Raw genomic sequence first — 14,301 nt, forward strand, 5'->3', positions numbered from 1 at the left:
AACACTTGAGGAGGTACATGTAGTGCGTCAAAAATGGCTTTATTGGAATAACGCTTCTCGGAAGTGGTTGTGGCTCGTCGTTATTATCGGTCTGGTTGCGTCCATCCCTGTAATCAGTGATCGGGTGCAGACAGAATCTTCTGCCAAAAAGGTGGAGCTTGTTTTCAACTATCGGGGTCTGCTGGATATCTCCGCGTATCAGGCACATCCGCAAGATTTCATGAATGAACAATTGACTCGTCTAAAAGACGCAGGCGTAACTACGATGGCTGTGTTCGAAAGTACATTGGACGAGCTGAGAAAGACACGCCGACTAATGGTATATAACGGCCAGGATCTTGCAAACCTGACCAAAGATGTGATCCCTTCTAATGCAAATTACACGTATGTGTTATTTACATCGGAGGAAAACGCACAGACGTATACCCCTATTATTGAACAAACGTTCGCTGATCGGCAGATTCCGGTAGTGCCATGGGAATATGAAGGTCGTAGCGGCTTAATATTGCAGACTCCTCCGGAGAATGCCAACATGCAGCCTTTGCAGCCTGATCCGGTTGCCGTGAAGATGCTGCGTGATAAAGGTTTCTACATTTTGCCGCGGATCTCGGACAGTGTGCCATACAGCCAGGAATCAATGGAACGCTTGCTTACCTTCTTCGAAGAGAATGGCGTAAAGCGCATCTTGTTTGATGGTGATGCTGTGAAAGGGTACAATGATAATGCAGACATGAAAAGTCTCGACCAATTCGCACAGTTGCTGAACAAGCACAATATTGGTCTTGCAGCCATTGAAAACTTGAAGAAACCGCAGTCTGGGTTCCAGACCCTTGCTTATAAAACGGATTACAACGTTACCCGTCTGTACTCGCTTAGTGATGGAGATGCCAATCTGGACGTAGACACGATCGCTGACCGTTTTGTTCTCGCAACTAAGGATCGCAACATTCGTATGCTCTATATGAATGCATCGCCAAGCCGCAATACAGCCAAGGCCATGATTACAGATCCAATTGAGAATCTGATCAACAGCCTGGGTGAGCCGGGTCATGCGATAGAACGTATGGCGAAGCATGGCTTCGAACTTGGACAAGCTGAAGCATTCACAGTTAAGGATTCGTCGATTCAACGTTATGCCAAACTGGTTGCTCTCGTTGGTGCAATTGCCATGATTGCACTTATGGTTTCTTATTTTATCCCACTACTGACCTTGATCGCATTTGTGGTTGCTTTGGTGGGCAGTGCAGGATTATTCCTCTTGAAACCAACGTTGCTGGAGCAAGGAATTGCCTTGCTTGTGGCCATAGCGGCGCCGACCATAGCGATGGTGCTGGCTGTTCGTACCGTGAACTATCAGCAACAGCGTCAACCTGACGCATCTGCAGGTCGCCGCTTGAAACAGACTGTAGTTTTATATGTAAGAACGTCAATTATTTCGTTCCTGGCCGTACCTTTTGTTATCGCGTTGCTTAACAGCATTACGTACAGTCTGGTGATTAACCAGTTCCGCGGCGTAAGTCTGTTGCACTTTGCGCCTATGGCGTTGGTAGCGATCTACATTGTGTTTTACCGGGGTTCGGGTTCGTTCTCTATCAAGAAAATCAAAGAAATGCTTCGTATGCCAATTAATGTGTTAATGGTTGTTTTGGCGCTTGTTGCTGCCGTTGTTGGGTACTATTACTTGAGCCGTACAGGCAACTCGGGTTCAGTAACACCATTCGAGATGTTCCTTCGTACCACGTTGGAAGATACGTTCGGTGTACGTCCGAGATTCAAAGAATTTATGCTGGGACACCCGCTGTTTATCGTTGGCGTGTTCGCCGCTTTAAAATATCGTAAAGTCATCTTTGTGCTCATTATTGCAGCGATTGGACAGTTGTCCATGGTGGATACGTTCGCGCATATCCATACGCCGGCTGTATTGTCACTCATTCGTGGAGTGATGGGATTGGGACTTGGCTTAATCTTCGGTATCATTGCTGTGGGTGTGTGGCAAGTAGCGGAAGGATGTTGGAAAAAATGGTCACCACTTCTCAAAAGTTAGTCATCTCGGGGTATTATGGATTCCGCAATAGCGGAGACGAAGCGGTGCTAAAGTCGATTTTGACAGCGCTGGAAGAGGAAAGCCAAAGATCGAACATAACGATTGAACCTATTGTTCTCTCGGGTGATCCCGAGTCGACAACCGCCATGTACGGTGTGCGTTCCGTGCATCGTATGAAATTGAAGGAAGTCCGTGAAGCACTTAAGGAGAGCGACGGGTTAATTAGTGGCGGAGGAAGTCTATTGCAGGATGCAACTGGACTGAAATCCATTCCTTATTATCTGGGTGTAATCAAGCTGGCCCAGTGGCTGAAAAAACCAACGTTTATCTATGCACAGGGGATTGGCCCTGTGAATCGTAAAATTTTCAATCCGATGATCAAATCGGTCTTTAAGGCCTGCACCTATGTATCCGTACGGGATGAACAATCTGCAGACTACCTGCGTGGGCTCGGGTTACAGTGGAATCAGATCCATGTTGTACCCGACCCCGTAATGGGTTTGCCATTACCTGAAACAAAAGTTGAGAGGGGCGCAGGTGCTGTCTCAGCAAATGCTGCTAGTCGAGTGGAACCTTCAACTGGAGGACATACCAAGCTTCCTGTGATCGGCGTATCAGTACGTTTTTGGGAGTCAGACCGGAAGGAACTTACGGCTATTGCAGCAGGATTGAAAAAGCTGTGCTCCAAAAGAGCGGTGCACTTGCGTTTTCTGCCATTTCATTTGCCGGTTGATGAACAGGCATCACGATTCCTTATGGAAATGCTCGGTGATGTGACCAGCAAAGGCAGCGAGATTAGCATCACACAGGACCTGACCGACCCTCAGCTTATGCTGGGGGAAGTCAGCAACTGTGATCTCGTCATCGGGATGCGTCTGCACAGTCTGATCTATGCAGCTTCGCAATATGTGCCTCCGGTGGGTATTTCGTATGATCCGAAAATCGATCAATTCCTGCTTCGTCTGAATAGTGAACCAGCAGGGGATACGAGCTCACTCGATGGCGACAAACTCGCCAAGACTGTCGTTGGATTGCTGGATCAACGTTCACAGTGGCTGAAGGAACATGAAGAAGGTATCACCCAACTGAAGCAGGAAGCCAGAGTACCTGCACAGCAGATTATTAACTATTTAGGCCGCAAAGGATGAGATAAAGATGAGTCAGACCGGATCAATACCTACCGTTTCGATCTACGGCATTCCTTTTTCCAAACTGACGATGAAAGAAACGGTAAAGGTTCTTCAGGAAGCTGTGCTTTCCAAGCAGACACCACATCAGGTCATTACAGCCAATCCCATTATGGTTATGGCCGCATTGGAAAATCCCGCAATCATGGAAGTCATGCAAGCTGCGGAATTGATTGTTCCTGATGGAACAGGTGTTGTATGGGCTGCAAACTATTGTGGAGATCCTGTAGCTGAGCGAGTGCCGGGATTTGAGCTTTTACATGAATTGCTGCGTGTTGGAGAAAACTATCGATGGGGCGTATATTTGCTTGGTTCCACTCCTGAGGTGATTCAAGAAACGGCAGTTCGGTTACAACAGCAATATCCGGCGATTCGAATTGTGGGTTATCGCGACGGTTATTTTGGTCCGGCTGAGGATGAACAGGTCATCGCTTCCATTCGGGAAGCAGCACCTGATCTGTTGTTTGTAGCACGTGGGGCCGACACCCAAGAACCGTGGATTCATAAGCACAAAGATGCACTACAGGTTCCCGTAACCATGGGCGTTGGCGGCAGCTTTGATGTGATTTCGGGCAAAACGAAACGTGCGCCTATGCTGTTCCAAAAGTTAAGACTGGAGTGGTTCTATCGCTTGTTGCGTGAACCAAGCCGGGCTGGCCGGATGCTGGCGCTTCCGAAATTCGCTGTTAAGGTGATGCGTGACAAAGAAAACGTGACGAAAGTCCGTTAAAAACAGGTAATTAAGAGATAATTGCTTGTTTATGCTAGAAATTGAGGATAGCTTTTCGGGTGTGATGAGCGTATAATTCATTCCGGATTACATGTGTGCCACTCACATGAAACTTTTAGTTGCACATGGCCACTTCGATGTCAGAATAACCTTTTGATCGCTGTTATCTCTGGATTTCTTTTATCTACCTTTCTAAGGTTGAAATCCCGCGATAAAGGCGAACGCTTCGCTTCTACAGGTTATTTCTGCCCTCTCCGTTCTGGTGCAAATGGCATTTTTCATCAAAAGTGACTAACAATATTTTTTATATATAAAAAGAGATCAGGGGATTTATAATTTCGTACAGGTATTATAATTGGGGGTCGAATGTTCAAATGGTAGCGATCTTTATCATTGGATTTATCGTGTCAATGGGACTGGCTCTTGCCCTGACACCACTTGTCAAAAAGTTCGCGGTCCGCATTGGCGCAATGGATACGCCGAATGCACGTAAAGTACACACACGGATCATGCCACGTCTTGGTGGTCTGGGGATATTCCTGGCCTTTATTATTACAGTTGCTGCATTGCTTCCGTTTGTATCGGCATGGTTCACAACTCGGGATATGAGTTTTGTCAGCGCGTTCCTGATTGGTGGAACAATTATTGTGCTGATCGGAGCACTCGATGATCGATTTGAACTATCAGCCAAAGTGAAGTTGCTTGGTCAGATCGTTGCTGCTTCTGTCGTTGTATTTGGATTTAATATCCGGGTAGATTTCGTTAACATTCCTTTTCAGGATTCCTATTCTTCACTCGAAGCTTGGGTATCCATTCCGCTGACGATCTTATGGATCGTTGGTGTAACCAATGCGATTAACCTGATTGATGGTCTGGATGGTCTGGCAGCCGGTGTATCTGGTATTGCAATTGGTACCATTGCCGTGATGTCCTTCCTGATGGGTAACATGATGATTGCCTTGATGTGTCTTGTATTGCTGGGTAGTATTATCGGATTCCTGTTCTTCAACTTCCACCCGGCCAAGATCTTCATGGGGGATACCGGATCACTATTCCTTGGTTTCTCTCTGGCAATGCTGTCCATGCTGGGATTCAAACAAATTGCTATCGTGTCCTTTATTACACCGCTGATCATTATCGGTGTGCCGCTCTCGGATACCTTCTTCGCGATTATTCGTCGTGCGGTACAACGGAAACCGATTTTCGCACCGGATAAAGGTCACCTACATCACTGCTTGCGTGAACTTGGATTCAGTCACCGTCAGACGGTACTGATCATCTATGGAATTGCTGCGTTCTTCGGAGTTCTGGCGATTATCCAATCGTCCGCTGCCATGTTCGAAGCCAACTGGGTAACATTTGTGGTCATCTGTATCATGATGTTCTTCCTCCAAGTTGGAGCAGAAGTCATCGGGCTTGTTAGCAAAACGAGAAGACCGGTTATTAACTTCCTGATGCGCATGCGCGTCAAGTTGAATCCGGAGACACGTTCGAAATCATAAATATATAAATGTAATGGTTATAGCTATTCTTGAATATTATTCCAGACCCAACCTTATTCCTTGTGGATAAGGTTTTTTGTTTATTTTGAGATTTTTACTAAATAATTGGAACCTTTTGCCGATATATAAAGGTAACTGACTTAAAAAGAGGAGAGATGATATTTAATGCTGCGTATGAAAAAGCCAATTGTTTGGCTAATGCTGATAGCGCTGGTGGTAACTCTGATTCCTGCTGGCTATGCACCAATTGCATCGGCGGCGGGACAGACAAGTTACTTTACTCCTGATAATGCTGGGAATGTTCAATTGAAAGATACAGTAGGACTGAAGTTGAGCGGAAACAGTGCCAATGCGGATGTGTTGTCTCGTACATCTGCTTATGTTGTTACAGGTAAGGAGCAGGTTTTAACTGGAACATTCACTAACGTTACGGGTTCTACACTTGGTGTGAATGTTCAACTGATGAATCTTAAAGGGGACACATGGACTCCAGATAGTACACGCGTTGCACCAGGTGTAGTAACTGTTGATCCTAATCGTCCGGATAATCGTTTTAGATCAACCATTACACTATTCCCAGGGATGAACAAAATTACGTTTACAGGATCCCAAGGACCAAGTGAACGCTCTGAGAGTTTTTATATTTTATACGATTCCGTCCCATACATTGAGAAACTGCAAGTCCTTGGTGGAGCAGATAACCTCAATTTGAATGAAGGATCTCAGGTCGTGGTTAACACCGGCGAGGTTACAATTCAGGGTGTCGCGCAGAACTCATCCAAAGTAACGATATCATTGAATGGTGGCTCGGAACTCCCTACGTCACTGTTACAGGATGGTACGTTCTTCTCCCCGGTACTCACACTGAAGCCAGGTCAGAATGATCTGAGAATGACGATTGAGAGTGGCGTAGATAAGAAAGTATTTAATTATTCTTTGTTATATTATGATGAGACAAAACCATTCACTCAGTTGGATTTGATTGAAGGTACAAACGGTTTGCCGCAAAGTATGCTTTCATCAGCTAGACCGACTTATGGAGGTACTCCTGCTAGTGCCAATGTAAAAGCACAGTTACTGCTTCCGGGAGCTGATGTTACTGAAGTTCCGGTCATTGATGTCGATGGAAATGGGAACACGGGTGTAAGTAATGTAAATGTGGAACATATCCCTAGCGTGGGACAAAACACACCGGCTTATGTCCTAATTTCCTTTGATATTAACCCAATCACATTCAACGGAGCTCCTGACCGATTACAGAATCATAGTCTATCGGTAGACTATGGGGACAAAAAAGTTACAACAAGTATGAATTTTGAATATGTACAAGATGCAGTTGTAATTACAGGATTGAAGTATCTTAGAGACTACAATGGGTCTGGTACTGTTCCAGATGGAATACCACTTGATGGTGCCAGCGTAAGTGGATCCAACTTCTTCATTTTAGTTGAGACTAGCAGAGCTCCAAGCGACCCAACCACCCTAGTAGCAGATTATCTGCCAAGAGGAACAAGTCCAATTGATATAACCCATAGGGGTTCGCTTAGTGCAACGGATACTACAAAAAATATTTACGAGATTAAAGGGTTTAAAACGGGAAATCAAGTTGTTCAATTTAAGTATTCCGGATCGAGCACAGGTCGGAATGCAACGATTTCCTTCGCTTCAAAAAGCTTTATCTCTGTAGAAAATCTTACTGATGGTCAGACTCATGATTTGAAAGACAATGCTACAGGCGTTCCAATTCAAGGTCAATACATTGGATTCGATACGTTGAGCAGTCCATACTTTGTAGCTGAAATTTTTGCGAACGGTACTAAAGCATACTCTACAGAGGGTAGCGGAAATACGGATTTCCCACGCAAATTGGACCTGGGGACAGATGGAACGATTAATAACGTGATCATTCCTATAGGAGAACCGAATGGCTTGCTGTTTTTTGGTGAGAACCGAATTGTCCTGACAGGAACAACTAAGGATGAGAACGGACAACTTAAAGAGGTATCTAAGGAACTTCGAATCTATATTAATGATAATAATATTTCGAACATTCGAAACTTCCAACCTGCGATTACGAAAGGTCGTCCAGAATTTATTGATCCATTAGATCCGGATGCACAGTGGGTCAAAGATGCGTTCAATATGTCACCAGAGTTCGTGTATGCTGATAATAAAATCACCACCAGCTTGAAGAACTTTGATATTGTCATTCGCGGAGCAGGTGCGACACGGATGAGTTTGAGCATGGGGACTCAGAAGATATTCGATCAGGACATTCCAGATGGAAACACGGCAACTTGGGACAATGCAAAGATTGATCCTCAGTATGCACTGGATAATGGTACTGTTACAGTTGACAGAGCAGGTCGCCAACAGGACTTTGTTATTCGTTTGCGTAATCTCAAAATGGATACACCAGGAACGTATATCTATACACTAGACCTCTTCAATCGGACGGGAGCGAAGACCAGTCAGAAACTTGAAATTGTTAAAGAAGTAACTGGATACCGGATTTTATCGCCTAAACCGACTTCAGGTGATCGTATCGTTGTAAATAAGAACTTTGTGAAATTTGACATCGAAGCAGAAGGTGCAACAGGGGTTGTTATTGATAAAGAGGCTGCACAGAAGCTGCAAGGTGTAGAGACAGACCGTTTTGTCCTAGATTATGTAGGATTGAAGCCGGACAAATCTAATAAAATTAAAATAACTATTAATCGCGATGGAGTAACAACCACTGATACTATTGATGTATTCTACACAACAAGTCCAGGTATCGATTCACAATACATGGCTCCGAAAGTAGCTAATAAGTATTCAGCTTTCAATAAAAAGTTGGAATTGAGTTTCCCGAAAGGTACAGTCATGGAGAGTACCGATATTCGTGGAATCAAGAAATTTTATCCAGACAATAAACTTCTCTTTGGTATCGCAGATCCCAATAATGGTATTGTGGAGCGTCGAAATGACTATGGTACTGTAATGGGCGTAGGTGCAGAGAGAGGTGAGGGTGACCCAGTCAACTTTGATGTACAAGAAGAATACTTTAGAAGATTCTCGGCCATTGTCGGGGATACATTGAACTTCAGTCCAATTTCTGATATTTATTGGATCAGCGGCGGTCTGGGTGAATACGGTTCAAGAGATTCAACGACATATAAGGCGCCAACGAATGGTATCGGGCCATATACACCCGACGCTCTATATGGAGATGTTAAGGTACCGGCGGAGCGTACAATCAAGCCTTCACAGCGTGGAACATTGACACTGACCTATGATTCAAATGTAGTAGATGATGCTGGAACTACAATTTCCGTCTTCTATTACACACCAGGACGCGAGTGGAAACGAATTGGTGGAGAAGTAGATTCCAAGAAACATACAGTCACTGTTCCATTTGATCAATTCGGATATTATAAAGTTATGAAATTAAGAAGAAGTTACAATGATATCACCAATCATGGATGGGCTAGAAATATTCTGAATGCGTTGTATGCCAAAGGTTTCATGCAGCCAATTCGTTTCGAACAATTCGGAACAGATGATCGCGCATCCCGTGGCGAATTTGCTACCATTCTTGTAAAAGGATTGAACTTGCCAATTACTTCAGATAATAAACCTACATTTACAGATGTAGGAGCAGGGACAAGTTCATTTACGTGGGACTATGCAAGTATTGAAACGGCAGCCAGAGCAGGTATTGTATCAGGACTTACGGACGGAAACTTTGGTCCGGATCAACCTCTTACACGTGAGCAAGCGGCTGTAATGATTGCAAGAGCCCTTGAGTTAAAGTTGGCAAGCAATGATAGCAAGTTAACTAGTGCATTGGCCAAATCCTTTATTGACTCCGGAAGCATGGAAGCTTATTCAAGACCAGCGATACAAGCGGTTACGAAGGCTAAAATTATGGAGGGATCTCCAGTCACAGTAGCAGGTCAGAAGAAGCCACAGTTCGCTTTTAATCCAAAGGGGAATCTGACCCGTGCTGAAGCAGGCAAAATTGCAGTAGAATTGCTCAAGAAGAGCACAAAAGTATTCCCTAAAACCTTGAGTTAATTCAATTGATATAGCAATGCAATTTAGGAAGGACCTGTCCCTTACTCTAAAGGGGCAGGTCCTTTTCATGGCTGTCAACGAATGAACATAGAATACTTTTATAATAGAAGGAAACTGTTTTTTACCAATAACTATTTTTGTAATTTGCTAGAGTTTAAGATACAATAACGGTAAATACACAATGATCTAGAGGGTGAAGTTAGCTAATGAAACCGATTTATTCGAAAGCCCAGCTGGGCTACATGAAGGCAAAGACACAGTTTGAGAAGCAGGCAGTCATTCTGGAGAAAAAGTTGGAAGATACACGCAAGACTCAGGAGATCTCTCAGGAAGTTATGGAAGGGCTTGTACAGTCCACTGGCTTCCATGATGCGTATAACAATCTGGTTCTGGCTGAGAATGAGTTGATTGAATGGTCTCATACAACGATGAAGCATGAGAAAACGTACCGTGAGAACAGACAACCAATTGACGATATGTATCTGAGATTGAACAGTGATCCAAATATGCGTGCTCAAATTATCGAACTCGCGATGAAGATTAAATAACTTATATTTCCAGATGTGCAGGAAAAGCATCCCAATAGGGGTGCTTTTTTATTTTATTTTTTGTGAATTTTGTCGCTTCATAGGTTGAAGATGCGGGTATAAGTAAACGTTGGTAGCACAGACAAACCAGAGATCACCATTCTAGATTCATTGCTGTATCAATGGTTTCAAAAGGTTTTGAATGGCTTCAATACCCGCACTGTACCTATACATAAAAAAAATCAAAACTTTTTTTGTGCAATCCGCAACTTTTTGAAATCTACTGCGTTTAAAGTGTAGAGTCGAAAACATTGGGCCTGTTACCAAGAATGACCTCGTGAAGAATCTTGTCTATTTTTTAGAAAAAATTGCTTTACGGCACGAGAGACCCATTGTATAATACGTAAGGTAGGATTAGGAAACTACTCTATTTACGTGTGATTCTGCTTTATTAACTAGTTTACAAGTTTCTGTGATATGCTCACAGACATCATTTATATTAACTTGCTCACAACTCTGGAAAGGGGGTGCAACAATATATGAGGAATACGAGCGACCCTATTAAAAAAGAAAATTCAAATGTTATGAACGCCCAAGGAGGAGAAAAAAAGGTTATGAAGAAAATTTTATCCGTAGCATTGTCTACAGCAATGGCATTCTCAATGTTTGCATCTGTAGCATTCGGTGACACAGCAGTTTCCCCGCAACAACAGTTTGATGCATTGAAAGCAAAAGGTATTTTCAACGGTTATCCGGATGGTACAGCAGGTCTTGACAAAGACATGACTCGCGCTGAGTTTGCAAAAGTTATCACTAAATTGCTGGGTCTGAAAGAGATCACAGGAACTCTTTCTTACACTGACAAAAACTACACAGCTAAAAACTGGGCTGTACCTTACATCGAAGCAGTAACTGCTGCTGGTATCATGGAAGGTAAAAACGTTGAGAAGAAAATCTTCGACTTCAACGGTAAAGTGACTGTGTCCGAGATGGCTACAATCCTGACTCGTGCATTGGATCTTGAAATCCCAGCTGAAACAAACAACACTGCTCCAGCTTGGGCTAAAGGTTATGTTCAAGCAGCAATCAACGCTGGTTTGGTTGATGCAAACACTAACTTCACAGCTAACGCTTCCCGTGAATTGCTTGTAGGCGCTGCTTACTCAATTGACCAAGCGCAAAGCTTGAAAGTATCTTCTTACACAGTAACTGAAGGTGGAAAAGTTGTTGAATTCAAAATCAGCGACGGCGAAACTGTAAAAGTTACTTTGGATAAAGCTCTTGAAGCTAACAAAGAAACTGAAGTGAAATTTACTTACAAAGATAAGAACTTCACTGAAAAAGTTACTTATGTTGTAGAAGCTGCAACTAAAGTACAATCCGCTTCTTCTGTTAACTTGAAAGAAGTTGACGTTGCTTTTGACGGTAAAGTAGACAAAGCTACTGCAACTGACAAAAACAACTACACTGTTGATAACAACTCCCGTAAAGTTAAATCTGTAACTTTGTTGGAAGATGGTAAAACAGCTCGCATCTTGTTGGATACAACTTCTGCTGGTGCATTCACACAAGGAACAACTTATAAAGTGTCTGTGAAAAGCGTGAAATCTTCTACTGGTACTGTAGTACCACAAGGTGAAGTTTCCTTCACATCTGCAGATAACGTTCTTCCTACAGTATCAGAAGTTAAAGCTCTGGGAACAAAAGCAATTAAAGTTACTTTCTCTGAGCCAATCAAAACTCCGACAAGCAGCAACTTCCAATTGGATGATAAAGCATTTGTTGGATCTGTAACTTTGGGTGCTAATGAGCGTGAAGTAATCCTGCGTGACTACACAGGAACAATCTCCGCTGGAGATCACAAGTTGACGACTTCTTTGGTTGAAGATTATGCTGGCCTGAAATCTTTGGCGGCAACATCTGACTTCACAGCAGCAGTTGACACTGAAGGTCCTAAAGTGACTGAAATCTCTGCTACTTTGGAAAAAGTAACTGTTACTTTCGATGAAGAAGTAGATCCAAACTCTGTAACTAATGAAAGCTTCTACTGGTTGTCTGGTACAACTAAGAAAACTGGTAAAGCTACACAAATCTCTGGTAATGTATACGAAGTAGACTTCACTGCTAACCGTCTTCCAGGTTACGAAACAAACTTGTTTGTTGATGTGAAAGACTACTCCGGTAATGCAAATGCTACTAAAGAACATAAAGTTACTGCTACAGTTGACCTTGTTCAACCTAAAGTAGTAGACGCAACTTATGGTAGCGACGTGACTGATGAATTGACAGTTCGTTTCGACAAAGCTGTTGACGCTGCAAATATCAAATTCTTCACTGTTAAAAAAGGTAACGATGTAATCCCGGTTAAGAGTGTTTATGCAAAACCAGGTTACGATAACAAAGTATTCAACGTTACATTCTATTCCAAACTTTCTGGTTCTTACAGCTTGAAAGTAGCTGATGTAAAAGACTTCACAGCTTTGAATAATACTTTGGTAACATATGAAGGTACTTTCTTGGCAAGTGATAGTGCTGCTCCTAAACTGGCAGACTTTGGCGGCGTAGATGTTAATCGTTCGGAGCGTAAAGTTGCACTTACATTCGACAGAGAAATTGATCTCGCTACGTTGAACAATCGTGCTAACTATTATGTGAAATTTGTGAAATCCGGATCTTCTGTAGCACAAAACATTTCTCTTCCAACTGATGTACAAGTGAATGTAGCTAACAATGGTAAATCTGTTGTTCTGGTATTCCCACAATACATCGAAGGAACACTTGTTTCGTTCCCAGGATCTGTTCAAGAAGTTAGCATCGCTGGTTTGAAATCTAAAACAGGTCAAGCAACATCTTGGATTGAGTCCGGCACTTTGAATGAGTCAATTATTGCTACACCTACAGCAGAACAAAAAGATGCAAGAACAATCGAGTTGACTTTCAGCCAAGCGATTGCTCAAGCTTCTGTGAATGATTTCACTGTATCTGGCAATAACACTGTAAACTCTGTATCAATTGACAATAACAAAGTGACGCTGAAAACATCAGCAGATCTTGCTAACAGCACTAATGTTAACATTTTGAACAATAACAGCATTCAAACTTATGCTGGTCATAAAATTGCTGGAGTTCAGTTGACTACTACTGGAACAGTAGCTCCACGAGTTAACCTGGTTTCTGGCGCTATTCTGCCACAAAATGATCGTGTAATTGTACTTCCGTTCACAGTAACTCTTGATAGTTCAGTAAACACAAGTGATACTGCTGGTCTGGCAGCAAACCTTTTGGTTAAGCGCGCTGACAAAGCGTCTGATAGCGATGCTTTGGTGCCTGTAACTGATTACACAGCGAAAGTTGTGGGTAATACAGTTGAAATCACTATTAAAGACACTTACTCCAACCCTAGCAATATTGAATATATTGTTAGCGTGAAGGACAATGCAACATTCATTCGCACTACTGATGGTAAATTTGCTGCTAAATCGGATGCATTCAGAACATCCGCTAATGTAACTTCACCAACAGGTGTTACTACTAGTGCAGTTTCAACTGTTAGAGAAGGCGCTGTTCAAGACAATGGTGCAAAACAAGTAGCAGAATTGACTCTGACAGGAACACCAACTGTTGGTGATGATGTGGTTGTAGTATTCAATGACGGTGCTGCTAAAAGTGTAACTCATACCGTAGCTACTGGTGAGACACTGGCTGATATTGCTACCGATGTTGCTGGTGAATTTGCTACTGCATTGACAACTAATTACGTTGTAACTAGCAACGGTGCAAAAGTTGTATTCACAGCTAGAACTGAAGCTGCAAGCAAACCAATTGGTGCTACTGTGACTGGTGCTGCATTGTCTGGTTCTGCACGAACAACGACTGAAGGTAAAGCGCCAGTGGTTGCTGCTACACAACAAGTTAGCATCACTGTGAATCATAAAGCCGACAGAAATGGAAGCAACACTGTGACATTCACAGATGGAACAATTACAAAAGAAGTGAAAATTGATGTTTTGGTTGCTGATTCTACAGATGCTATTGCTGCTAAGATCAAAGATGCATTTGCTGCTGAACTGACTGGTTACACAGTAACTAACACTGCTTCAGTAGTAACATTTACAGCAGATACTGCTGCACCAAGCAAAACAATCTCCATCAAAACTTCTGCTAACTAATAGCAGTGAGTTGTAAAAAAGCTTACCCATCTGGGTAAGCTTTTTTTCTTTTATACAACAACATCGTAACTTTCTCTTTCTCT

7 protein-coding genes are annotated in these 14,301 nt (G+C 42.9%); all 7 read left to right on the plus strand.

The features are described from left to right. Nucleotides 1-22 precede the first annotated feature (22 nt). The 7 genes from FE296_RS17975 (at nt 23) to FE296_RS18005 (ending at nt 14,218) form a co-directional block, all read left to right on the plus strand. Nucleotides 23-2,044, plus strand: coding sequence for a DUF5693 family protein (locus FE296_RS17975; protein ID WP_150365857.1), 2,022 nt, complete (start codon nt 23-25; stop codon nt 2,042-2,044). Next, nucleotides 2,020-3,192, plus strand: coding sequence for a polysaccharide pyruvyl transferase CsaB (gene csaB / locus FE296_RS17980; protein ID WP_150365858.1), 1,173 nt, complete (start codon nt 2,020-2,022; stop codon nt 3,190-3,192). Before FE296_RS17975 ends, csaB begins: the two co-directional genes overlap by 25 nt. A gap of 7 nt (nt 3,193-3,199) precedes the next feature. Continuing rightward, nucleotides 3,200-3,961 carry a WecB/TagA/CpsF family glycosyltransferase gene (locus FE296_RS17985; protein ID WP_076319213.1) on the plus strand — a complete coding sequence of 254 codons (762 nt, stop codon included), beginning with the start codon at nt 3,200-3,202 and terminating at the stop codon, nt 3,959-3,961. A 374-nt stretch (nt 3,962-4,335) separates the two neighbouring features. Then, nucleotides 4,336-5,463, plus strand: coding sequence for a glycosyltransferase family 4 protein (locus FE296_RS17990; protein ID WP_036612523.1), 1,128 nt, complete (start codon nt 4,336-4,338; stop codon nt 5,461-5,463). A gap of 165 nt (nt 5,464-5,628) precedes the next feature. Then, nucleotides 5,629-9,522, plus strand: coding sequence for an S-layer homology domain-containing protein (locus FE296_RS17995; protein ID WP_150365859.1), 3,894 nt, complete (start codon nt 5,629-5,631; stop codon nt 9,520-9,522). A gap of 206 nt (nt 9,523-9,728) precedes the next feature. Then, a complete protein-coding gene (locus tag FE296_RS18000; protein WP_036612519.1) occupies nt 9,729-10,070 on the plus strand; it encodes a hypothetical protein in 342 nt (113 codons plus the stop codon). A gap of 518 nt (nt 10,071-10,588) precedes the next feature. Next, on the plus strand, nt 10,589-14,218 hold the full coding sequence (locus FE296_RS18005) for an S-layer homology domain-containing protein (RefSeq protein WP_150365860.1): 3,630 nt from the start codon (nt 10,589-10,591) through the stop codon (nt 14,216-14,218). Nucleotides 14,219-14,301 lie beyond the last annotated feature (83 nt).

This window comes from Paenibacillus sp. UASWS1643, assembly GCF_008693195.1.
GTDB classification, from domain to species: domain Bacteria; phylum Bacillota; class Bacilli; order Paenibacillales; family Paenibacillaceae; genus Paenibacillus; species Paenibacillus amylolyticus_B.

Bases quoted from the DNA above. Each gene is read 5' to 3' on its own strand.
- csaB (WP_150365858.1), top strand. From the start codon at position 2,020: ATGGTCACCACTTCTCAAAAGTTAGTCATCTCGGGGTATTATGGATTC.
- FE296_RS17985 (WP_076319213.1), top strand. From the start codon at position 3,200: ATGAGTCAGACCGGATCAATACCTACCGTTTCGATCTACGGCATTCCT.
- FE296_RS17990 (WP_036612523.1), top strand. From the start codon at position 4,336: ATGGTAGCGATCTTTATCATTGGATTTATCGTGTCAATGGGACTGGCT.
- FE296_RS17995 (WP_150365859.1), top strand. From the start codon at position 5,629: ATGCTGCGTATGAAAAAGCCAATTGTTTGGCTAATGCTGATAGCGCTG.
- FE296_RS18000 (WP_036612519.1), top strand. From the start codon at position 9,729: ATGAAACCGATTTATTCGAAAGCCCAGCTGGGCTACATGAAGGCAAAG.
- FE296_RS18005 (WP_150365860.1), top strand. From the start codon at position 10,589: ATGAGGAATACGAGCGACCCTATTAAAAAAGAAAATTCAAATGTTATG.